Genomic DNA, 22,584 nt, shown 5'->3' with positions numbered 1-22,584 from the left:
ACACGCAATGACGCAATCAGTCTCTACCCCGCAGCGCCAGCTTCCCCCCAGCACCGTCATCCGCGAAGACGACTCGGCGACGGTCAACGTCGAGGAACTCGGCCGTGCCCTGCTGGGCAAGTGGCAGGATATTCGGCTCCAGGCCCGAAAGCTCGCCGGCACCGACGCGCTGCACACCCCGGCCGGCCTGACCCACACGGAGCACCGGCTGCGGGTTATGGATCAGCTGAAGATCCTGGTGGACGCCGATGCCGTCCACCGCGCCTTCCCGGCCTACGTTGGCGGACAGGACAACCACGGCGGGAACATCGCCGGGTTCGAGGAACTGGTTGTGGCCGATCCTTCCCTGCAGATCAAGGCCGGCGTCCAGTGGGGCCTCTTCGGCTCCGCAGTCCTGCACCTGGGCAACCGCGAACACCATGAGAAGTGGCTGCCGGGCATCATGAGCCTTGAAATCCCCGGCTGCTTCGCGATGACCGAAACCGGCCACGGTTCGGATGTCTCCAGTATTGCCACCACCGCCGAATACGACGAGGCGGCACAGGAGTTCATCATCAACACTCCGTTCCGTGCTGCGTGGAAGGACTACATCGGCAACGCGGCCGTGAACGGCAAGGCTGCCGTTGTCTTTGCACACCTGATTACCAAGGGCGTGGACCACGGCGTGCACGCCTTCTACGTTCCGCTGCGCGACGAGAACGGTTTCCTTCCCGGCGTCGGCGGTGAGGACGACGGCGTCAAGGGCGGGCTGAACGGAATCGACAACGGCCGGCTGCACTTCTCCAACGTCCGGATCCCGCGCACCAACCTTCTGAACCGCTACGGAGACGTTGCCGAAGACGGCACGTACACCTCTTCCATCGAGAGCCCGGGCCGGCGGTTCTTCACGATGATCGGCACCCTGGTCCAGGGCCGGGTATCGCTGGACGGTGCTGCGGTTGCCGCCTCGAAGCTGGGCCTGAACATTGCCATCAAGTACGCCACTGAACGCCGCCAGTTCAACGGCGCCTCGGACACGGTCGAAGAGGTGCTGATGGATTACCAGCAGCACCAGCGGCGCCTGCTCCCCCTGCTTGCAACCACCTACGCGGCGTCCTTCGCGCACGACGAGCTGCTGGCCAAGTTCGACGACGTGTTCTCCGGAACCGATGACACCGACGAGAACCGCCAGGACCTTGAAACGCTCGCCGCTGCCCTGAAGTCGCTCTCCACCTGGCACGCGCTGGACACCCTGCAGGAATGCCGTGAGGCCACCGGCGGTGCCGGATTCCTGGCCGAAAACCGGCTCACCGCGCTGCGCTCGGACCTGGACATCTATGTCACCTTCGAAGGTGACAACACGGTGCTCCTCCAGCTGGTGGCCAAGCGGCTCCTGGCCGACTACGCCAAGGAGTTCCAGGGCGCGGACTTCGGCGTCCTGGCCCGCTACGTGGTGGGACAGGCCACCGAGCGCACCTTCCACCGCACGGGCCTGCGCCAGATCGTGCAGACCGTAGCGGACACCGGATCCGAGAAGAAGTCCGCTATTGCCCTGCGTGATCCCCGCACCCAGCACGACCTGCTGGCAGACCGGGTGGCCACGATGGTCGCCGAGGTTGCCGGCGAGCTGCAGAAGGCACGCAAGCTCCCGAAGGCCGAAGCAGCGGCAGTATTCAACCGGAACCAGCACGATCTCATCGAAGCCGCGCGGGCGCACGCCGAGCTGCTGCAGTGGGAGGCCTTCACCCGCGGGCTGGAGCGCATCGAGGACGAAGGCACCCGCCAGGTGGTCACGTGGCTGCGCGACCTCTTTGGCCTGGGCCTGATCGAAAAGAACCTGGCCTGGTACCTGATGCACGGCCGGCTTTCCTCGCAGCGCGCCCGCACGCTTGGTGAGTACGTCAACCGCCTGCTCGCCAAGATCCGGCCGCATGCCATGGACTTGGTCAATGCCTTCGGCTACGGCCCGGAGCACCTCCGCGCCGCCGTCGCCACTGGAGCCGAAAAGCAGCGCCAGGATGAATCAATGGAGTACCAGCGCCTGCTGCGGGCCTCAGGGGCCGCTCCGGTGGATGAGAAAATCCTGATCCAGCGCCGGAAGCAGGCGGCCATGGGCAAGCGGTAACGCCCGGCCGAACCCGTCTTACCCGGAAGGGGCCCGGCACCGGTTAACCCCGGTGCCGGGCCCCTTCGCCGTGTTTGGATGAGCTAGGGAAGGACCGAGCGGTACACCTGCAGCGTCGCTTCGGCAATCGCGTCCCAGGAGAAATGGTCCGCGGCGCGGTGCCTGCCTGCCGCTCCCATTTCCCGTGCCCGGTGCGGGTCGGTGACGAGTACGGTCAGGGCGGCGGCGAAGTCGCGGACGAATCTCTCCGGATCCAGCGGAGTGCCTGTGCCGTCCTGCACCTGCTCGATGGGCACCAGAAGGCCGGTAACGCCGTCGTCCACCACTTCCGGAATGCCGCCGGTTGCGCTGGCCACCACGGCGGTGCCGCAGGCCATCGCTTCCAGGTTCACGATGCCCAGGGGCTCGTAGATGGACGGGCAGGCAAAGACAGTGGCGGAGCTGAGCACCTTGATCAGCTCCGTGCGCGGCAGCATACGTTCAATCACGACGACGCCGTTGCGTGAGCTTCTTAGCTCGCCGATCAGTGCGGTGGTCTCGGCAGCGAGTTCCGGGGTGTCCGCTGCGCCGAGGCAGAGGACCAGCTGGACCTCCGGCGGCAGCAGCGCCGCGGCCCGGAGCAGGTACGGGACGCCCTTTTGCCGGGTATTGCGTCCAACGAAAACCACCGACGGTGCGTCCGGATCGATGCCCAGCGCCCGCAGGCCGTTCGGATCCTCGTCCGGGTGCCAGGTCTCGGTGTCGATTCCGTTGTGGACTACCCGGACCTTGCCGGGCGTGACCTCCGGGTAGGCGCGCAGGATGTCCTTCCGCATCCCCTCGGACACGGCGATGATGGCCGAGGCGGCGTGGTAGGCCGTCTTCTCCACCCAGGAGGAGAGCGCGTATCCCCCGCCCAGCTGCTCGGACTTCCACGGCCGCAGCGGCTCGAGGCTGTGGGCGCTGAGGACGTGGGGAACGCCGTACAGCAGGGACCCAAGATGACCCGCCATGTTGGCGTACCAGGTGTGTGAGTGGATCAGGTCCGTACCTTCCAGCCCCTGGAGCATGTCCAGGTCCGTGCCAAGGGTCTGCACGGCAGGATTGGCGCCTCCCAGTTCGGCAGGAACCGGGTAAGCCTGCACCCTGGCGCCGTGGTAATCAGCCTCCCGCGGTGCACCAAAGCAGTGAACGCGCAGGTCAGCACGGCTGGCCAGCACACGGCTCAGTTCTGCGACGTGCACTCCGGCTCCGCCGTAGATCTCAGGGGGGAATTCCTTGGAAACGATATCTACTCGCACTTGATCAACGTAGTGCACATCACGCGCAGTGATCTAGTGTGTTGGTCAGCACGCTTCCCAGTCAGGCACGGCTTAACAGATTTCCCGTATACCGGGAGCAGTCAGGAGCAGACACATGGCACCGAAGAAAGTCCTGTCCGTCGTCCTCGCCGGCGGCGAGGGTAAGCGGCTGATGCCGCTGACCGCTGACCGGGCCAAACCAGCGGTGCCATTCGCCGGCAAGTACCGGTTGATCGACTTTGCCCTGTCCAACCTGGTCAACTCCGGCTACCTGCAGATCGTGGTGCTGACCCAGTACAAGTCGCACAGCCTGGACCGCCACATCTCCGAAACGTGGCGCCTGTCCACCCAGCTGCAGAACTACGTCGCCTCCGTGCCGGCGCAGCAGCGGGTAGGCAAAAGCTGGTTCCTGGGCAGCGCCAACGCCCTGTACCAGTCGATGAACCTGATCGACGACGCAAGGCCGGACATCGTCGTCGTCATTGGCGCGGACCACGTCTACCGGATGGATTTCTCGCAGATGGTGGAGGCGCACATAGCCTCCGGGGCGCCGTGCAGCGTTGCCGCGGTCCGGCAGCCGCTGGCCATGGCGGACCAGTTCGGCGTCATCGAAACCGATCCCGGAGACCCGGGCCGGATCGCCGCCTTCGTTGAAAAGCCGTCGAGCACGCCCGGACTGCCTGATGATCCCGGCAGCTTCCTCGCCTCCATGGGCAACTATGTCTTTACGACCGACGCCCTGGTGGAGGCTTTGCGGATAGATGCCGAACGCCTGATCACCAAGCACGACATGGGCGGGGACATCATTCCCTGGTTCGTGGAACGAGGTGAAGCGAACGTCTACGACTTCACCGAGAACATCATTCCCGGCGCTACTGAGCGTGACCAGCGGTACTGGCGGGACGTAGGCACCCTGGACTCCTACTACGACGCGCACATGGACCTCATTTCGCCGGTGCCGTCCTTCAACCTCTACAACCTGCAGTGGCCTATCTACACCCGGCAGAGCACCTCCCCGCCGGCCAAATTCGTTCGGGATTCAACTGCCGCGCCCGGCACGGCAGTGGACTCAATCGTCGCCAACGGGGCCGTGATCTCCGGCGGGACGGTCAGCGGTTCGGTACTTGGCCACGACGTCTACGTTGACGCCGGCTCCACGGTCAGTGACAGCGTGATCATGGACGGTGTGAGGATTGGCGAGGGCGCAGTCGTCAAGCGTGCAATCGTGGACAAGTTCGTCCAGATTCCGCCGGGCGCAACCGTCGGGGTGGACCGAGACCTTGACCTGGCGCGCGGCTACACGGTGACGGCGTCGGGGCTGACGGTGCTGAGCAAGGGACAGACGGTACGGGTGGAGTGACCAGCACCGCCCGATAACGGGCGCGGGGCGGGTTAGCGGTAAGGTCGAGGTGCACCAGTTTGCCCTCCGCCGTGATACCCCCGGCGGACCCACCGCAGAAACGTGATCCATGAGCAGCACAGACCTCAGCCCCGAAGACCTCAGCACCTGCCTTCGGGTCCTCTCCACCATCCATGCCCTGGACGAAGACCATCCGGACCACGTGGCCGTCCGCCGTGCCACGGCGAAGATGTTCAAGGCAGTGAAGAAGCACCGCAAGGTGACCAAGCGCGAGGCCGTGGCCGAAGCGGACCGCGCCGTCGTGGCCCGGACCGCCACGGGGGCAGCTGACCGCATTGATGACGAGACCCGGGGTGCGCAGCTGCGCAGCTCTGCGCACGGTCCTTCCGCAGGGACCCTGCTTAAGCCCCGAAACTGCTACATCTGCAAGCAGCCCTTCACCCTGGTGGATGCTTTCTACCACCAGCTGTGCCCCGAATGCGCTGCGTTCAGCCACGGCAAGCGAGATGCCAGGACGGACCTCACCGGCCGGCGTGCCCTGCTGACCGGAGGCCGCGCCAAGATCGGCATGTACATTGCCCTGCGCCTGCTGCGCGACGGCGCGCACACCACTATCACCACCCGCTTCCCCAAAGATGCCGCCCGCCGCTTCGCTGCGATGGAAGACTCCGCAGACTGGCTGCACCGGCTGAAGATCGTGGGAATCGACCTGCGTGATCCGGCGCAGGTTATCTCCCTCGCCGACGCGGTAGCCGCTGACGGCCCGCTGGACATCCTCATCAACAACGCGGCACAGACTGTGCGGCGCAGTTCCAACGCCTACCAGCCGCTGATGGACGCTGAGCTCGAAGCGCTGCCGTCGAATAAGCCGATGCCGGAACTGGTGACCTTCGGCAACACGTACAACGCCCACCCCACGGCGCTGGCCGGGTCGGTCGCTGAACATCCGGTGCTGGCAGGTGACGCCGTCACCTCCCTGGCCCTGACCGCCGGGTCGTCCTCCCTGGCCAAACTGGGCGACGGGACGGCGATCGACGCCGGCGGCCTGGTGCCGGACACTGCGCCGATCAACTCCTGGACCCAGGTGGTGGACCAGGTTGAGCCGCTGGAAATGCTCGAAGTGCAGCTGTGCAATGTGACGGCGCCGTTCCTGCTGGTCAACCGGCTGCGTCCGGCCATGGCGGCTTCCCCCGCCCGGCGCAAGTACATCGTGAACGTCTCCGCCATGGAGGGACAGTTCTCGCGGCGCTACAAGGGCCCGGGACACCCCCACACCAACATGGCCAAGGCGTCGCTCAACATGCTGACCCGCACGAGTGCCGGGGAAATGCTGGAAACTGACGGAATCCTCATGACTGCGGTGGACACCGGCTGGATCACCGATGAGCGGCCGCACCCCACCAAGGTCCGGCTGGCCGAAGAGGGATTCCATGCCCCGCTGGACCTGGTGGACGGGGCCGCCCGCGTCTACGATCCGATCGTGATGGGTGAAGCCGGCGAGGACCTCCACGGGGTCTTCCTCAAGGATTACCGGCCCTCTGCCTGGTAGCAGCCCTGCGGCGGAGGGCACCTGCGCCCTTGCTGAGCTCCGACACTACGACGATGGTGGCTGCCACGCCCACGCAGAGCAGCCACTGGTCGGCGTTCAGCGGAACCGTTTCGAAGAGGTCCTCGAAGAACCCCAGCTGCACCACCAGGACCTGCAGCAGCACCACCGCGCCCAGCGCGAACCAGATGGTCCGGTTGGTGAATGTCTGGAGCGAGAAGAGCGACGAGGTTTCGCTGCGGACGTTGAGCAGGTTGAAGACCTGGTAGAAAACGAACGTGGTGAACGCCATGGTCGTCGCAAAATTGGTGCTGGCTGCGGCAGCCTCCGGGAAGAGCGACGGCGCCGCCAGCAGCACCCAGCAGGTTCCCGCGGCCATGACCAGCCCGGAGACCGCCAGCGCAGCGAGCCGCTGGCCGGTCAGCAGCGGCTCGCGGGGCCTGCGCGGGGACTGCCTCATCACTTTCGGATCGGTTGAGTCCACGCCCAGTGCCAGGGCCGGCGGACCGTCCATGATGATGTTCACCCACAGGATCTGGATTGCAGTGAACGGCGCTCCCCCGGCAAAGCCGAACGTGGCAGCGGCCAGGAAAATCAGCACGAAACCCCACGCGGTGGTCAGCTGGAACCGGACGAACTTGATGATGTTCGCGTAGATCCCGCGGCCCTCCCGGACAGCAGTGACAATGGTGGCGAAGTTGTCATCGGTCAGGATCATCCGCGCTGCACCCTTGGACACGTCCGTCCCGGTGATGCCCATGGCGATCCCAATGTCAGCCCGCTTCAGGGCCGGAGCGTCATTGACGCCGTCGCCCGTCATGGCCACCACCGAGCCGTCAGCCTGCAGCGCCTCCACGACCCGCAGCTTGTGCTCCGGCGAGACCCGGGCCAGCACGCCGACCTTCGGGACGAGCTCCTGCAGCTGCCGGCCATCGAGCTCGTCCAGCGCCGAACCGGCCACTGCCTCGCCCGGGATCCCAAGGTCCTTGGCGATGGCAGACGCCGTGACAAGGTGGTCTCCGGTGATCATGTGCACCTGGATCCCGGCGGCACGCGCCTCTTCGATCGCCTCCTTTGCTTCGCGGCGCGGCGGATCCATGATGCCTACGACGGCGTACAGCACCAGTGAGGTGACTGCGCGGCGCAGCTGCTCCGGTTCACTGGGTGGAAGATCCTCGACGGGACGCCCGGCTACAGCGAGGGTGCGCAGGCCGGCGTCGGCGATCAGCTCCACTTCGCTGAGTACGCGCTCCCGGTGTTCCGGGGTCAGGGGCTCGACGCCGTCCGGGCCGGCAAAGTGGGTGCAGAGGTCCAGGACAACCCCGGGCGCGCCCTTGACGTTGCACCAGGTCCTGTCCGGAACGCGCCGGTCCGAGTTGAACGTGGCCATGAACTTGTATTCCGAGTCGAACGGCACCTCCGCGAGCCGCGGATGTTCTGCACGCGCGCCCACCGGGTCTATGCCCGCTTTTTCGGCCAGCACCACCAGTGCGCCTTCGGTCGGGTCGCCGCTGAGCACTCCGTCCGTAACGGACGCGTCGTTGCACAGCACCATGGCCAGGTACGCCTCGGTCATTGCCGGAACCTCCCCGCCGTCGGGACTGAGGATCTTGCCTTCCAGCCCATACCCGGTTCCGGTGACGCGGCACCTGAGCCCAAAGGCGGAGACCATCCGCCGCACGGTCATCTCATTCAGGGTCAGCGTGCCGGTCTTGTCGGTGCAGATGTGCGTGGTTCCGCCCAGCGTCTCTACGGCGGAGAGCTGTTTGATGATGGCTCCGCGGGCCGCCAGCCGGGAGGCACCCATGGCGAGGGTGAACGCGACGACGGCGGTCAGGCCTTCCGGGATGGTGGCCACGGCGAGGGAAACGGACGTCAGCAGCAGTGAGTTGAGGTCTTCGCCGCGGAGGAGCCCGAGGATAAAGACCAGTGCCACTACAGCCAGCGCGATCCAGGTCAGCAGCGCAGCCAGCTGGTCGATGCTGCGCTGCAGGGTGGTCTTCTCATCCTGGGTGCTGCCGAGCAGGTGGGCGATGCGGCCCATCTGGGTGTCCATGCCGGTGCCGGTGACTACCATCGTCGCCCGCCCGCGGCTGATGTCGGTGCCCATGTAGAGCATGCCGTGCCGGTCGGCTACCGGTGAATCTGCGGCCTGCAGGGAAGCGGCGTCCTTGTTGACCGGCTGCGACTCCCCCGTGAGTGCGGCCTCCGCGGCCTGCAGCCGGACCGCTTCCAGCAGCCTGCCGTCTGCCGGTACCGAGTCCCCGGCCTCCAGCAGCACTATGTCCCCGGGCACCAGGTCCGTGCGGGTAATCGTTGCGATGCTGCCTCCGCGGCGGACCCGGGTGGTTCCCACATCGGTGCGGCGCAGTGCTTCCAGGCTGTTCTCCGCCCGCCGTTCCTGGACGTAGTTCAGGCAGGTGTTCAGGATGACCACGGCAAGGATGACGATTGGCGTTTCAAGTTCCCGGGAAACGACGGCGCTGATCACGGCGGCTGCGAGGAGCACCAGGATTAGCCGGTCGGAAAGCAGTGCCAGGATTTTGCGCCATGCCGGAACCGGAGGCTTTCCTGCCAGCTGGTTGGACCCGTAGAGCTCCAGCCTGCGGGCAGCCTCGCCTGGGCTGAGGCCCGATGCCGGATCGCTGGTGAGCGCTGCCGCGACTTCCGGTCCGGGCCGGGTCCAGGGCTCGGACACCTGGGGATCAGGGGCTCCGGGGGCAGGAGTTCCGGCCCCGGAGTTGCTGCCATGCTGCATGGGATGCCCCTGTGCTCGGCTCGCCAACTGGTCCGGATCAGTCTACCAATGCGCTGCCGGAGCGGTAATGGCGCGGTACGGAGTTGGTGCCGCAGCGGGTTCTCCGCCAAGGTTGGAGAATGCCAGCGCCCACCGCTCTCCGTGCCTACCTCCCCGGCCTCGCTGCCGCAGCAGCCGCCGTCGTGCTCTGTCTGCTGGTGCACCGGGTCTTCCCGGCGGTTCCGGTGCTGACGGCCGCGGTCCTGACGGGACTTCTTGCGGGTAACGTGCCTGGTCCGGCAGCGGTTTCGGCCGGCCCCTGGCGTCCCGGACTGACACTGGCCGCCAAGAGGTTCCTGCGGCTGGGCATCGTCCTGCTGGGCCTAAAGGTCTCCCTGGTGGACATCGCCGAGCTGGGGTGGCTCACTGTTGTGCTGATCATTGCGCTGGTGGGATTCTCCTTTGGGGCAACCTACGTGGTCTGCCGTGCCTTCCGCCTTCCGGGAGAAGAACCGGTCCTGGTGGCCGCCGGGTTTTCAATCTGCGGGGTCTCCGCGGTTGGCGCTGTTGCCGCAGCCAGGGGAATCGGCGCGGAACGGACCGCGGTTCCGGCGGCGATGGTGACCCTGTGCGGAACGCTGGCCATTGCTGTACTGCCGTTGTTCAGTGCGGTCCTGGGCCTGTCCCCGGAGAGATTCGGGTTCCTGTCCGGTGCTTCCATCCATGACGTGGGACAGGTGGTCGCCACCGCCCAGACCGGAGGGGCAGCGGCACTGGCGCTTGCCGTCGTCGTCAAGCTGGTGCGCGTACTGATGCTTGCGCCTGTCAGTGCCATGGCCGGGCTGCAGCACCGCCGCCGTGCCGGCAGCGGCGGGGGCAAGTTCCCTCCGCTGGTTCCGCTTTTCGTGGCCGGTTTCGTGGCGGCCGTCGCGCTTCGAACCACCGGGCTGCTGCCGGCCGGCCTGCTGGAAGCTGCCGCCCTGATGCAGGAGCTGCTCTTCGCCGCGGCGCTCTTTGGGCTGGGTGCATCAGTGAACCTGCGCTCCCTTGCCCGCACCGGCGGCCGGGCAGCTGCGGCATCGCTGGTGTCCTGGGCCATCATCGTCGCGGCAGCACTCGGCCTGGCAGTGCTGCTGGTTCCTGCCTGATCCGGGTGCCCGCCGCGGCGCCTCCCCCATCACCGGCTGAAGTGGTTGAATGAACTGGTGCCTAACGAAAACCTGAGCCGCGATGAAGCAGCCGCCCGCTCCGCCCTCCTGCGAGTTGACTCCTACGACGTTGAACTGGACCTGGGAGACGCCGCGAATCCTGCCGCTGCGGGATTCCGGTCGCGCAGCACCATAACGTTCGACTGCGCCGAGTCGGGTGCATCAACGTTCCTGGACTTCATCCACGGAGGCGTGGACGCCGTCGTGGTTAACGGCAAGGCCTACGATCCAGCGGAAACCGTGAAGGGCTCCCGGATCATGCTGCACAACCTGGTGACCGGCACCAACGTCGTCAGCGTTGAAGGAACCGCCTTGTACAGCCGCAGCGGCGAGGGCCTGCACCGCTTCACCGATCCAGCCGATGGGCGGACCTACCTCTACACGCAGTATGAACCCGCTGACGCACGGCGGGTTTTCGCCAACTTTGAACAGCCGGACCTGAAGGCTTCCTTCACCTTCCACGTCACGGCCCCTTCGGACTGGGAAGTTGTCTCCAACTCCCCCGAAGCGGCGCGCACACCGGTGGGCGCAACACGCAGCCGCTGGGACTTCTCTGCCACGAAGCGGATCTCCACCTACATCACCTGCGTGCTGGCCGGACCGTATTTCAAGGCGGAAGACTCCTGGCGCACAACCCTTCCGGGCGGGGACGAGCTGGTGGTGCCCCTTGGTGCCTACTGCCGCGCCTCGCTGGCGGAGCACTTCGACGCGGACTCCATCTTCGACACCACCAAGCGGGGGCTGGAGTACTTCCATCAGCTCTTCGCCTACCCGTACCCGTTCGGGAAGTACGACCAGGCGTTTGTGCCCGAGTACAACCTGGGGGCAATGGAAAATCCCGGCCTGGTCACTTTCACCGAGGCCTATGTGTTCCGGACCAAGGCCACCGAAGCGCAGTACGAGGCGCGGGCGAACACCATCATGCACGAGATGGCGCACATGTGGTTCGGTGACCTGGTGACCATGCGCTGGTGGGATGACCTGTGGCTCAAGGAGTCCTTCGCCGACTACATGGGTGCCCTGGCCGTGGACGAAGCCACAGACTGGACCAACTCGTGGGTCAGCTTCGCCAACCGCCGCAAGGCCTGGGCCTACGTACAGGACCAGCTGCCCACCACGCACCCCATCGTGGCGGACATCCCAAACCTTGAAGCTGCCAAGCAGAACTTCGACGGCATCACCTATGCCAAGGGTGCCTCGGTCCTGAAACAGCTGGTGGCATACGTAGGTTTCGAGGCGTTCGTTGAAGCCTCACGCACCTATTTCGCCCGGCATGCCTGGGGCAACACCACCCTCGCGGACCTGCTCGAGGTGCTCGGTTCCGCCTCCGGCCGGGACATGAGCGAGTGGTCGCGGATGTGGCTGCAGACTGCCGGCGTGCCTGTCCTGTCCGTAGACGCTGAACGGACTGAGGACGGTACCTATGCCTCCATCGCCGTGCTGCAGGACGCACCGGATCCGGTCAGCGGGGAACAGATGCCCAGACCGCACCGGATCCGCCTGGGGTCCTACGACTTCGACGCCGACGGTTGGCTCGTACGCACCGGATCGGTGGAGATCGACGTCGCCGGCCGGCGTACCGCGGTGCCGGAACTGGCCGGCAAGCCCGTGCCGGCACTTCTCCTGCCCAACGACGGAGACCTGACGTACGCCAAGATCCGTTTCGATCCGGCGTCCCTGGCCACACTGCTGGAATCGCTCCCCCGCCTGCGGGATCCCCTGGCCCGCGCCATCTGTCTTTCCGCGCTCTGGAACAGCGTGCGCGACGGCGTCCTGTCGGCCCGTGATTACCTGCGCCTGGTCATCCGGACCGCTCCGTCGGAGCCGGGAGCAGGCGTGAAGCAGGTACTGCTGGACAACGCACGTACAGCCGTTGAACGCTACGCGCCGGCGGAGATCCGCGGCGCGCTCAGGGAACAGCTCTTTACGGCGGTTGCGGGCCAGCTAGCCGACGCGCCGGCAGGAAGCGACAGCCAGCTCATCCTGGCCAGGGCCGCCGCAGCGCTGGGCAGGCACAGCACCAGCCACAACGAACTGCTTCGCGGCCTGCTCTCCGGTGAGGTCAGCTACCCGGGACTCACCGTGGATTCGGACCTGAGGTGGCGGCTCTGGCAGGCACTTGCGGGTACCGGCTCCGCGGGCACGGAGGAGCTAAAGGCAGAGTTGGCGGCGGACAACACGGCCGCGGGCCGGGTGGGGTACACCGTGGCAGCGGCGGCGCTGCCCGACGCGGACGTGAAGCTTGCCGCCTGGGCAACGGCAGTGAATACAGCGGAACTTTCCAATGAGCTGCTCTCAGCCACCATTGAAGGCTTCAACATCGGAAGCCACGAAATCCTGGACGCCTTCATTCCGGACTACTTCGCCGCTTTGGACACAGTGTGGTCCACGCGCAGCATAGAAATAGCGTCACGAGTGGTGGCTGGACTCTATCCGTCCGCACAGGACCTGGCGCCGCACACGGTACCGGCAGACCATCCGGTGCTGGTGCTGAGCCAGGAATGGCTGGAGTCCAACTCCGCGGCTCCGGCTGCGCTGCGCAGGATCATCATCGAAGCGCAGGACCAGCTGCTCCGCGCCCTGCGTGCCCAGGCCGCGGCCCGCTAGCTGTAGTTCCCACGGTGGTTGTGAAGGTCCGGCCAGTACGCCGGCCGGGCCTTCGCAGGCCAACGCCTGCGCTAGCGCCGTTTGGCTACGCTCAGCAGGAAAGCCGAGTCCTCGACGGCGGTGACGGCATGGCGGGCCTGCGGCACGATCAAATGGTCGCCGGAGGATCCTTCCCAGCTCTCGCCTTCGGAGTGCAGGGTGATACGCCCCTTGAGCACAGTGATGGTGGCTTCGCCGGGGTTCTCGTGTTCGTCCAGGCTGAACCCGGCGGCGAGGGCAATCACGGTCTGGCGCATTACGTGCTCATGACCGCCGTAGACCGTGGCCGCGCTCCTGCCCGAGGAAGCCTCCCGGGCCGTCTCAAGATGGTTACGCACCAGCGCCGTCAGCGACTTCTTTTCCATGCCGGGAAGTCTAGATGCCGGGTGGGCAGTTAGGTAGCGGGAACTACGGGACCCGGTTGATCCACTCGGGAGTATCGAACTTGGAGACGACCTTTTCCTTGGCGCGCTCCATTTCGGCGTCGGTAATGCCGGTTGTCCTGGCGCCGTAGCGCTCAGCAAACGTCTGCATCATGGTGTCCAGGATTTCTTCGCGGCTGAGCCCGGTCTGCCGGCGCAGCGGATCCACGCGCTTCTTGGCGCTGCGGGTGCCTTTGTCGGAGAGCTTCTCCTTGCCGATGCGCAGCACCTGGACCATCTTGTCCGCATCGATGTCATAGGACATGGTCACGTGGTGCAGCATGGCGCCGGAACTGAGCCGCTTCTGTGCTGCTCCGCCAATCTTGCCCTGGTCCGTGGCGATGTCATTGAGTGGCTGGTACCAGGCCTTGATCCCCAGGCGTTCCAGTGACTCCATGACCCATGCATCAAGGAACGGATAAGAGTCGGCGAAACTGAGCCCGTCAACGAGGGACTGCGGGACATAAAGCGAATAGGTGATGGCGTTGCCGTGTTCCATGAACATGGCGCCGCCGCCGCTGATCCTGCGGACAACCGTCACGCCGTGGCGTTCGGCGCCGTCCGGATCCACCTCGTTGCGCAGGGACTGGAAGCTGCCGATCACCACGGAGGGAGATTCCCATTCCCAGAACCGAAGCGTGGGATTGCGCCGTCCAGCGGCGACTTCCTCCGCCAGTACTTCGTCCATGGCCACGTGCATATGCGTGGACAGCGGGGTGGGCGGGATGATCTCCCATTCGTGGTCCCCCCAGCTGGTGGCCTTGGCCAGCGCACGGCGGACAGTGATGGCCACTGCTTCCGGGGAGAAGCCGAACAGCACGGCGTCGGGTCGCAGCCGGGCCCGGATCGCCTCGGCGATTTGTTCTGCGGTGCTCTCAGCGGAAAGGCCGGTCAGCGCTGCGTTGATTTCGTCAAGCGCGTCATCCGGTTCAAGGAAGAAGTCTCCGCTGAGGGATACCGAGTCCAGGAGGCCGTTCTGAACGTCGAGGTCCACCACGACCAGTTTGCCGCCGGGAACTTTGTACTCCCCGTGCCGGCGGCCGTCGTGTGCTTCGCTCATGCTGATCCTCCTGAAAAACTCTCACCCTCGGCGCCTGGTACGCCGGACATTGGACGTAAACGAAAGGTCCGTCCGGAACATTCCGAACGGACCTTCCAATTCTAGGCTGCTGCCCAGGAAAAGCTGAGGCTACTTCTTGCCGCCGAAGCCCTTGAACCGAGCGTTGAAGCGCTCCACACGGCCGGCGGAGTCCATGATGCGCTGCTTGCCCGTGTAGAACGGGTGCGATGCGGAGGAGATTTCCACCTCGATCAGCGGGTAGGTGTTGCCGTCTTCCCACTCGATCGTCTTGGAGGACGTCGCCGTGGAGTTGGTCAGGAACGCGGTGTCGGACGCGAGGTCACGGAAAACAACCGGGGCGTACGAGGGGTGGATGTCAGACTTCACAGTAATACCTTCTCTAGGTGACTGGATTTTGCCAGGCACAATGGGGTTCAAAGCTCTTATGGCCAATTGGCCAACAATCAATCTTAGCGCAATGACAGCAGTGATGCGCAAAACCTGCCTGCGCTGGACGTTCGGTGTCCGCGCCTACCAGCCTAGCGCAGTCCTCCGCCGCTGCCCCAGCCGGTAATCTCGGCCCTGATCGAGGTGCTGATGCCGCGGGTAGTCCCGGCATAGTCGATCAGCAGCGGCCGGTACAGGTCATCGAGGGTCAGGACAATCGAACCGGCGAAGTCGCCGGGATTAACAGGTTCGACGACGGCGGTCAGCCGGGTGGCGGGGGCGCCTTGGTAAAGAACCCCGTATTCAGCACGGACGCTCCCGGCTGTCTGCACCAGTGACCGCAGCCGGTCCGGATGGGCCGTCAGCTCGGCGGCATCGGCCAGCACGGCAGCATAGGCTTCTTCCGCGCTGCCGGAGGGATCCGCGCTGGTCTCGGACTCTCCGGTCCGCAGCGTGCGTCCGGCCCCGGAGACCGAGATGTGAAGTTGCCCGTCAGCGCTTCGAAGCTCCATGGCGAATTCCGGCGCGGTGCGGAACTGCATGGTGTAGGTCCCCGGAGGCAGCCAGCTGGCAGTGGTGGTGACCTGCTGCTCCGCCCCTGTTCCGGCTTCCATGGCGGCGGCGACGCAGTCCGCGGCACCGGTGAACTCACCGCTGTCCCCGCGAAGCAGGAACCGGCACGCGTCCTGGACACTCTCCGCCATCCCGGCCGGCGCACCGCTCACGCTGACCTGCAGGGGTTCCGGGACCGCAGTGGGCTCAGGTTCCGCGGTGCGCACCCTTGCCTGCTGCGGCGCGGGTTCCGGCCGTGGGGGTTCGGACGCGGGAGATTGTGTCCGTGCGGTCATTTGTTCGGCCGTAGGACCACAGGCCGCGGCTACGGGGAGCAGGGCCGCGGCAAGGCACAGCGCGGCGAGGCGCCGGTAACCGTGCTTGCGTGCTGGCATGGACTGCCCCTGGGCTCAAAAGAGACGGTAGTGGGTCGTGCACGGCAAGTGTGACACCAACAGGCTCCGGATATAAGCGTGGGGAAGGGCTAAGAAACCCGGCACTCCCAAAAAGCCACAGCAGACGCGGCGGCGACGTTCAGGGAGTCGACTCCGCGCTGCATGGGAATCCGGACGGTCAGGTCAACCTCGGCCAGGGTACTCCGGGATAAGCCGTCGCCCTCGGTGCCCAGGATCAGCGCCAGCTTTTCGTAACGGCGGGCACCAAGTTCTTCCAGCGTCAGTGAGTCCTCTTCCAAGGCGAGGGCCGCCGTCGTGAATCCGGCTGCCCGGAGTTCGGAGAGTGCTCCCGGCCAGGACCCGAGCCGGAGCCAGGGAACCTGGAACACGGTGCCCATGCTGACGCGGATGGCCCGGCGGTACAGCGGATCTGCACACTGCGGGCTGACCAGGACGGCATCCACACCCAGCGCGGCGGCCGAACGGAAGATCGCGCCGATGTTGGTGTGGTCGACGATGTTCTCCAGGATGGCGATCCGCTGCGAGCCGGCCAGTACACCTGCCAGTTCCAGCGAGGCCGGGCGCTGCATGGCTGCCAGCGCCCCGCGGTGCAGGTGGAATCCGGTGATAGCTTCGAGGATCGCCGGAGTGCCTACGTAGGCTGGGGCATCCGGAAAGCGGTCCAGGATGTCCTGCAGGTCCGGCAGCCACTTCTCGGCCAGGAAAAAGGACCTGGGGATGTGGCCGGCGTCGATGGCCCGCCGCAGGACCTTGGATGATTCGGCTATGTACATTCCCTCGGCCGGTTCGCGCAGGCGGCGCAGGGATGTGTCTGTCAGCCGCGTGTAGTCCGAAACGCGGGGGTCATCGGCAGATTCAAGATGGATGAGGCTCACTTAGAAAACCATAATCCAGAGCGCCACGAGCCCCAGCAGCACGATCACCGTGCGCAGGGCAACCGGCGGAAGCCTGCGCCCCACCGCCGCGCCCAGGAACCCGCCGACCAGCGATCCGACCGCGATCAGGGCGACGACGGGCCAGATAATCCGGTCGAAGGCGAAGAGCAGGTAGGACGATGCCGCCACCACGTTTACGCCCAGGACAAGCACGTTCTTGACCGCATTCGCATTCTGCAGGGTGCCGTGAAGGAAGATGCCCAGGATGCCGACCAGCAGGATGCCCTGCGCAGCGACGAAGTACCCGCCGTAGATGCCGGCGAGGAAAATGAGCACGGTCAGCTGCCAGGACGGGCGGCGGGGACCTTCTGCGACGTCCCCGGGCTGCTCGTTGCGCGCTGCGCGTTCCCGCACCCAGGCTTGGAGCCTGGGCTGGAAAACAACGAACAGGAGCGCCACCACGATGAGGAAGGGAGCTACCGTGCCGAAGACGTCCTCCGGAAGGTGCAGCAGCAGCCAGGCACCGGTGATGCCGCCCAGGATCGATGCCGGAAGCAGCCTCAGCAGGGTTCCGCCGAGTCCTGCCAGCTCGCGCCGGTACCCCCATGATCCGGCGATGTTGCCGGCAATCAGTCCCATGGCGTTGCTGATGGTGGCGGCAACCGGTGCGTACCCCAGTGCCACCAGCACCGGGAAGGTCACCAGGGTGCCCGAACCAACGACTGCGTTGATCGTTCCGGCCCACAGGCCGGCGAAAAGAACCAGGGCGTCGTGAAGCCACCCTGCCGAAGACAGGATCATTCAGCTGGACGTCCTGCTAGCGGCGGGCCGTGGCGGCGTAGCGGCCCGCGGCATCGCGCTGGACGGCCAGCGGCAGGTCAAAGGCGGTGCTCAGGTGCTCTTCGGTGAACACGGTGTCGATGGGGCCGGCTGCCACCACGGCGCCGTCGCGCATCAGCAGCGCGTGGGTGAATCCCGGCGGCACTTCTTCAAGGTGGTGGGTCACCAGGACGATCGCGGGGGCGTCTTCGTCCGCAGCCAGGTTGGCCAGGCGCTGGACCAGGTCTTCGCGGCCGGCCAGGTCCAGCCCTGCCGCCGGCTCGTCCAGGAGCAGCAGCTCCGGGTCCGTCATCAGTGCCCGGGCAATCTGCACACGCTTGCGTTCCCCTTCGCTCAGCGAGGAGAAGCGGCGGTTGATGTAGGTGGACATGCCCCAGTCGTGCAGCAGGCGGAACGCGCGGCGTTCGTCCAGCTTGTCGTACTTTTCACGCCAGCGGCCGGTCATGCCGTAGGCAGCGGTAAGGACTACGTTCAGGACTGTTTCATGCTCCGGGATCTGGTTGGCCAGGGCTGCCGAGGCCAGTCCAATGCGGGGCCGCAGCTCAAAGACATCAACTGCGCCCAGCACTTCTTCCAGGATTCCTGCCATGCCCCGCGTGGGGTGCATCCGGCCGCCGGCAATCTGCAGCAGCGTGGTCTTCCCGGCGCCGTTGGGTCCCATGATGACCCAGCGTTCGCCTTCCCTCACCTGCCAGTTCACGCCGTCCAGAAGGGTTTTTCCGCCCCGGACGACACTTACTCCGGCAAATTCAAGAACATCACTCATAGCAGTAGACACTAGGCTAAAGAAAGGCGCGTTGGCGAAACGCGACGCCGCCGCATGTCCGCGCGGCCGTGTCCAGACCGGCTGCCCACACCGTACGAAGATCGGAAACCACGCATGTCCCCTGAAACCACTCCGGAATACAGTGTTGTCAGCTACGGACGCGAACTCGCTGACGCCTACCTCGGAGCGGTGCAACAGGCCGTGGCCGGCACGGGAGCGCGCATCGTCGAGCTGGAGAACGCGGAGGGCGACGGCTACGTGGTGACGAAACTGTTCGTAACCTTCGACGGCGGCCTCGAGGCCCTCCGCTCGGCCGTTGCCGCTGCCGCCAAGGCGGCGCTGGCAGGCGGAGCGTCTCCTGCACAGAGCGCCGTCGTGCCCGCTTCACTGGTTGAGCCGGGACGCAAGCTGCTGGTCATGGATGTCGACTCGACACTGATCAAGCAGGAAGTCATTGAACTCCTCGCGGCGCACGCCGGCCGCGAGGCAGAGGTAGCTGCCGTGACCGAAGCCGCGATGCGCGGGGAGCTGGACTTCACACAGAGCCTCCATGCCCGGGTGAAGACACTTGCCGGACTGCCCGAGTCGGTCATCGGGGAAGTGGGAACGCGGATTGAACTCTCCGACGGCGCTGAGTCGCTGGTCAAGGCGTTCCTGTCCGCAGGCCACGCAGTTGCGGTGGTTTCCGGCGGGTTCAACCAGGTGCTGGCTCCCCTGGCCTCCGCACTGGAACTCACGTTCGCCCGAGCCAATCAGCTGGGAATCGAGGACGGACTCCTGACCGGGACGGTCACCGGCGAAGTGGTGGACCGCGCGGTCAAGGCCCGGTGCCTCCGGGAATGGGCGGCGGAGCTGGATATCCGCCTGGACCAGACGATTTCCGTTGGTGACGGCGCGAATGACCTGGACATGCTGGCGGCGGCCGCACTGGGCGTGGCATTCAATGCCAAGCCGGCAGTACAGGCCGCCGCGGACGCCGTGCTGAACCTGCCCAGCCTGGACGTGGTTCAGCACTTCGTGAAGCTCTAGAGGACCTAGGCGCTGAGGTAGTCCGCTCCACCGACGTACTCGGTGTGCCCGGCAGGCACGTCTGCAAGGGCCATGCGGGCTACCTCGGCGGCGAACTCCTCGACGGAGTAGAGCCGGCCGGCCTCTTCGCGCCGCGCTTCGATGGCACCCGGGTTGGCGCGGTCAAGCAGGGTTGCGGTCACGGTCCCTTCGATCATGTCGCCGGAAACCACGACAAGGGTGATTCCCTTTTCCTCCAGCTCCGGGATACGGGCACGCAGGGCGTCCTCACCGGCACGCTTGCTCCGGGCAACGGGCTCGTACTCGGGCATGGTGGGAACAGAGTTGATGAAGTGGGCCTGGTGGCTGGTCACGAAGACCACCCGGGAGCCCGGCTTCATCTGCGCAGCTGCCGCCGTAAGCATGTTGACCTGCGCGTCGCGGTTCAGCTTCAGCGCATAATCATCCTCCACACCGGTTTCCATGCCGCCGGAGGCATTGAGCACCAGCAGGTCCAGGCTGCCGAAGGAATCCAGGGCCGCGTCAACCAGGGCGGCAGGGCCTTCGGGGGACGTCAGGTCGGCACCCACGGCAACAGCCCGGCCGCCGCCGGCCTCAATGCCGGCCACTACCTTGTTGGCGCGGGGTGCCTTCTGGCGGTAATTGACGACGACGCCTGCACCTTCGGCGGCAAGCAGTTTTGCGACTTCAGCGCCGATGCCCCGGGATGATCCGGTGACGATTGCCGCTTTGTGCTCGAGCTGGCCCATAAGAACTCCTTTGTGGAAACTTTGTGCGAAATAGCTAAAAATTTGCTCTCTGCATCCCATCCTGCCAGCCGGTACCGGCGGGAGCCTTGGTGGAAACCTCCAAGGAATACCCCGCAGGCACGGGCTAGTGTCCCATTCCCAGTCCGCCGTCCACGGGGATGACAGCGCCGGAAATGTAGCCTGCTTCCGGGCCCGCGATCCAGCGGACGACGCCGGCTACTTCTTCCGGCGCCGCGAAACGGCCCGCCGGAATGGAAGACAGGTAGTTCTTCTGCGTGTCCTCGGGCAGGGCGCGGGTCATGTCAGTGTCGATAAACCCGGGTGCTACGACGTTGGCAGTGATGTTCCGGGAGCCAAGTTCGCGGGTCAGGGAGCGGGCGATGCCCACCAGGCCAGCCTTCGAAGCAGCGTAGTTGACCTGTCCCGGGGAGCCGTACAGGCCCACTACCGAGGAGATCAGTACCACGCGGCCGCGGCGGAGCTTCAGCATTCCCTTGGACGCCCGCTTGACTACCCGGAACGCTCCGGTCAGGTTGGTGTCCACCACGGAGGTGAAGTCGTCTTCGCTCATGCGCAGCAGCAGGGTGTCCCGGGTGATTCCGGCATTGGCCACCAGCACCTCAACGGGGCCGTGGGCGGCTTCCACTTCGGTGAACGCGGCATCGACCGAAGCCATGTCCGTGACGTCTGCCTTGACGCCCAGCATGCCTTCGGGAACGTCTCCGCTGCGGTAGGTAATGGCGACCTTGTCCCCCGCCTCAACGAATGCCTTGGCGATGGCCAGGCCTATTCCTCGGTTTCCACCGGTGACAAGGACACTGCGGCCGGCCTGGGACTGGGAATCGTTCTGCACAAAAAATCCTTACGTATGGAGGCGGAGCATGAGAATCCGATCCTATCGGCGCCGGAGGCAACTACAAGTTACCCGGCAGCAGTGAGACAATGGGGGAATCTGTTTGGAGAGTGATGACCCAGTGACGATTCTGCGATGAACCAGGGATGAGCAAGCTATCCCGCCGCGGCACCCGCATTCCGCGGATTACGGACGCCCGATCGGCGCATACCGATGAGATGCACGCGCGCATGGTCAAGTACACGGTGTCCATGAGCATCCGCATGGTGTGCCTGTTCCTGCTTTTCTTCGTCCACGGCTGGATGCTGTGGGTTGTAGTGGCGGGCGCCGTCGTGCTGCCGTGGTTCGCCGTCGTCATCGCCAACGGAGGCAGTGACAGCAGCAACCTTGGCGGAGACTCCCCCTACGAGGCTGCCGCTCCGCAGCAGCTTGAGGCACGGGTTTCCGACGCTCCCGAGTCCCCCGGCACCACGGTGCTGAGCGGCGAGATCATTGACGACGACGGCCCTGCCGGCCGGGGAACGCAGGCACCGGGCGCATGAACCTGCTTGACCAGTTATCCGGCGGTGCCGGCGCAGAAGACCGTGCCCGGTGTTCCCGCAAGGGATGCCGTGCCGATGCCGAATGGCAGCTGCTGTGGAACAACCCCAAAATCCATACACCTGAGCGGCGGAAGATCTGGCTGGCCTGCGGCGACCACCGCGGCTGGCTCGAAGACTACCTGCAGGTCCGCTCCCTGTGGAAGGAAACGCTGCCCCTTGCCGGCAGCGCCGGAACCGAAAGCGACACCCACTAGATGTACAAGTTCCTCCTTTCCAGCCGGTGGCTGGGCTGGTTCGCCCTGGTGTGTGCGCTGGCGGCTGTCTGCGCGTTCCTGGGCACGTGGCAGCTCGACCGCCGCAATGCTGTCCGGGAGGACATTGGCTGGGTAGAGAGAAACTACTCGGCGGACCCGGTTCCCTTCGAAGAGGCAGCCGGCTACTTCGAGGAATTCGATCCGTCAGCGGAGTGGCTGCCGGTCGAGCTGACCGGCACCTACGACACCGCGAACCAGCGGATTGTCCGCAACCGCCCGCTGAACGGCCGCCCCGGCTATGAGGTCCTGGTGCCGCTGAAGCTCCAGGACGGCACCGCCGTCGTTATCAACCGCGGCTGGCTGGCGATCGGCAACAACGAGGCAGGCTGGCCGGACGAGGTGCCCGCCGCTCCGGAAGGTGAAGTAACCGTCACTGCCCGCATCAAGCCCGCAGAACCCACCCTGCTTCGTGGCGCACCGGAGGGCCAGCTGGCCTCGATCGACCTCGCAACGTACCAGGAGCAAACCGGGTATCCGCTGGAGCAGGCCGCCTACGGGCTGATGGACACCGAGGACCCTGCGCCCGCCGACCGGCCCGAGGCGGCTCCCAAGCCTGCGCTGGACGAAGGCCCCCACCTGTCCTACGCCCTTCAGTGGTATGCCTTTGGCCTGCTCTTCTTCGTTGGGTTTGGCTACGCTGCCCGCCAGGAAGCGTGGAACATCATCGAGGCCGGCGAGGAAGACGAAGACGACTTCGAGGACGAGGACGAGGTCCACTCGGCAACGCCGGCTCCGCGCCGCAGCCGGCCGGTGCGCAAGCGCCGCGGCCCCACGGGCGAAGAGGAAGAAGACGCGATCCTGGACGCCCAGGGCTACTAGGTTCCAGCCAGGCCGTCAC

The 22,584-nt window shown here is 65.8% G+C and carries 20 protein-coding genes; 9 read left to right on the top strand and 11 right to left on the bottom strand.

All coding sequences use genetic code 11. The features are described 5' to 3' along the window. The first annotated feature begins 7 nt into the window (after window positions 1–7). On the top strand, window positions 8–2,104 hold the full coding sequence (locus ABFX29_RS01130) for an acyl-CoA dehydrogenase family protein (protein ID WP_152227969.1): 2,097 nt from the start codon (window positions 8–10) through the stop codon (window positions 2,102–2,104). Between the two features lie 83 nt (window positions 2,105–2,187). Here the strand turns inward: ABFX29_RS01130 and glgA are convergent, their stop codons facing one another. After that, window positions 2,188–3,384 carry a glycogen synthase gene (gene glgA, locus ABFX29_RS01125; RefSeq protein ID WP_152227970.1) on the bottom strand — a complete coding sequence of 399 codons (1,197 nt, stop codon included), beginning with the start codon at window positions 3,382–3,384 and terminating at the stop codon, window positions 2,188–2,190. 115 nt (window positions 3,385–3,499) lie between these two features. Between glgA and glgC the strand changes: the two genes are divergently transcribed. Beyond that, a complete protein-coding gene (gene glgC / locus ABFX29_RS01120) occupies window positions 3,500–4,744 on the top strand; it encodes a glucose-1-phosphate adenylyltransferase (RefSeq protein WP_152227972.1) in 1,245 nt (414 codons plus the stop codon). A gap of 109 nt (window positions 4,745–4,853) precedes the next feature. Further along, a complete protein-coding gene (locus ABFX29_RS01115; RefSeq protein WP_152227975.1) occupies window positions 4,854–6,293 on the top strand; it encodes an SDR family oxidoreductase in 1,440 nt (479 codons plus the stop codon). Here ABFX29_RS01115 and ABFX29_RS01110 read toward each other — a convergent pair. Next, complete coding sequence (locus ABFX29_RS01110) at window positions 6,265–9,048, bottom strand: cation-translocating P-type ATPase (protein WP_152227977.1); 2,784 nt, start codon at window positions 9,046–9,048, stop codon at window positions 6,265–6,267. The genes ABFX29_RS01115 and ABFX29_RS01110 overlap by 29 nt on opposite strands. A 119-nt stretch (window positions 9,049–9,167) precedes the next feature. Here ABFX29_RS01110 and ABFX29_RS01105 point away from each other — a divergent pair, with 119 nt between their 5' ends. Then, the gene (locus ABFX29_RS01105) at window positions 9,168–10,175 is read left to right on the top strand and encodes a YeiH family protein (protein WP_152227979.1); all 1,008 of its coding nucleotides are present in this window, start codon (window positions 9,168–9,170) and stop codon (window positions 10,173–10,175) included. A gap of 57 nt (window positions 10,176–10,232) precedes the next feature. Then, on the top strand, window positions 10,233–12,842 hold the full coding sequence (gene pepN, locus ABFX29_RS01100) for an aminopeptidase N (protein WP_152227980.1): 2,610 nt from the start codon (window positions 10,233–10,235) through the stop codon (window positions 12,840–12,842). A gap of 71 nt (window positions 12,843–12,913) precedes the next feature. On the opposite strand, the gene ABFX29_RS01095 is transcribed toward pepN, so the two are convergent. The 7 genes from ABFX29_RS01095 to ABFX29_RS01065 all read right to left on the bottom strand — a co-directional run bounded on the left by ABFX29_RS01095 (window position 12,914) and on the right by ABFX29_RS01065 (window position 18,259). Then, on the bottom strand, window positions 12,914–13,246 hold the full coding sequence (locus ABFX29_RS01095) for a cupin domain-containing protein (protein WP_152227981.1): 333 nt from the start codon (window positions 13,244–13,246) through the stop codon (window positions 12,914–12,916). A gap of 43 nt (window positions 13,247–13,289) precedes the next feature. Beyond that, on the bottom strand, window positions 13,290–14,363 hold the full coding sequence (gene lplAB / locus ABFX29_RS01090; protein ID WP_152227982.1) for a lipoate-protein ligase LplAB: 1,074 nt from the start codon (window positions 14,361–14,363) through the stop codon (window positions 13,290–13,292). A gap of 129 nt (window positions 14,364–14,492) precedes the next feature. Continuing rightward, the gene (locus ABFX29_RS01085; RefSeq protein WP_091604901.1) at window positions 14,493–14,750 is read right to left on the bottom strand and encodes a type B 50S ribosomal protein L31; all 258 of its coding nucleotides are present in this window, start codon (window positions 14,748–14,750) and stop codon (window positions 14,493–14,495) included. A 152-nt stretch (window positions 14,751–14,902) separates the two neighbouring features. Then, a complete protein-coding gene (locus tag ABFX29_RS01080; RefSeq protein ID WP_152227983.1) occupies window positions 14,903–15,757 on the bottom strand; it encodes a hypothetical protein in 855 nt (284 codons plus the stop codon). Between the two features lie 89 nt (window positions 15,758–15,846). Then, window positions 15,847–16,653, bottom strand: coding sequence for a TrmH family RNA methyltransferase (locus ABFX29_RS01075; protein WP_152227985.1), 807 nt, complete (start codon window positions 16,651–16,653; stop codon window positions 15,847–15,849). Beyond that, window positions 16,654–17,454, bottom strand: coding sequence for a sulfite exporter TauE/SafE family protein (locus ABFX29_RS01070; RefSeq protein ID WP_152227987.1), 801 nt, complete (start codon window positions 17,452–17,454; stop codon window positions 16,654–16,656). Between the two features lie 16 nt (window positions 17,455–17,470). Next, on the bottom strand, window positions 17,471–18,259 hold the full coding sequence (locus ABFX29_RS01065) for an ABC transporter ATP-binding protein (RefSeq protein WP_152227989.1): 789 nt from the start codon (window positions 18,257–18,259) through the stop codon (window positions 17,471–17,473). 114 nt (window positions 18,260–18,373) lie between these two features. Here ABFX29_RS01065 and serB point away from each other — a divergent pair, with 114 nt between their 5' ends. Continuing rightward, window positions 18,374–19,288: a phosphoserine phosphatase SerB gene (serB, locus tag ABFX29_RS01060; RefSeq protein WP_152227992.1), complete on the top strand. Its 915-nt coding sequence runs from the start codon at window positions 18,374–18,376 to the stop codon at window positions 19,286–19,288. 5 nt (window positions 19,289–19,293) lie between these two features. Here serB and ABFX29_RS01055 read toward each other — a convergent pair whose 3' ends face one another. Together ABFX29_RS01055 and fabG are read right to left on the bottom strand one after the other, a co-directional pair. Continuing rightward, window positions 19,294–20,037 (bottom strand): SDR family oxidoreductase, encoded by a 744-nt coding sequence (locus tag ABFX29_RS01055; RefSeq protein WP_152227994.1) that lies wholly within the window; start codon window positions 20,035–20,037, stop codon window positions 19,294–19,296. A gap of 124 nt (window positions 20,038–20,161) precedes the next feature. Continuing rightward, window positions 20,162–20,890, bottom strand: a complete 729-nt coding sequence (gene fabG / locus ABFX29_RS01050; protein ID WP_152227996.1) for a beta-ketoacyl-ACP reductase — start codon at window positions 20,888–20,890, stop codon at window positions 20,162–20,164. A gap of 146 nt (window positions 20,891–21,036) precedes the next feature. Between fabG and ABFX29_RS01045 the strand changes: the two genes are divergently transcribed. Genes ABFX29_RS01045 through ABFX29_RS01035 form a run of 3 tightly spaced genes read left to right on the top strand, consistent with a single transcriptional unit; the run spans window position 21,037 to window position 22,565 of the window. Beyond that, the gene (locus ABFX29_RS01045) at window positions 21,037–21,432 is read left to right on the top strand and encodes a DUF3099 domain-containing protein (protein WP_152227998.1); all 396 of its coding nucleotides are present in this window, start codon (window positions 21,037–21,039) and stop codon (window positions 21,430–21,432) included. Continuing rightward, complete coding sequence (locus tag ABFX29_RS01040) at window positions 21,429–21,686, top strand: hypothetical protein (protein WP_152228000.1); 258 nt, start codon at window positions 21,429–21,431, stop codon at window positions 21,684–21,686. Before ABFX29_RS01045 ends, ABFX29_RS01040 begins: the two co-directional genes overlap by 4 nt. After that, window positions 21,687–22,565, top strand: a complete 879-nt coding sequence (locus ABFX29_RS01035; protein WP_152228002.1) for an SURF1 family cytochrome oxidase biogenesis protein — start codon at window positions 21,687–21,689, stop codon at window positions 22,563–22,565. The last annotated feature ends 19 nt before the right edge of the window (window positions 22,566–22,584 follow it).

This window comes from Arthrobacter gandavensis, from assembly GCF_039528575.1.
Lineage (GTDB): Bacteria > Actinomycetota > Actinomycetes > Actinomycetales > Micrococcaceae > Arthrobacter_B > Arthrobacter_B citreus_B.
This window is presented reverse-complemented; position numbering and strand designations above follow the sequence as displayed.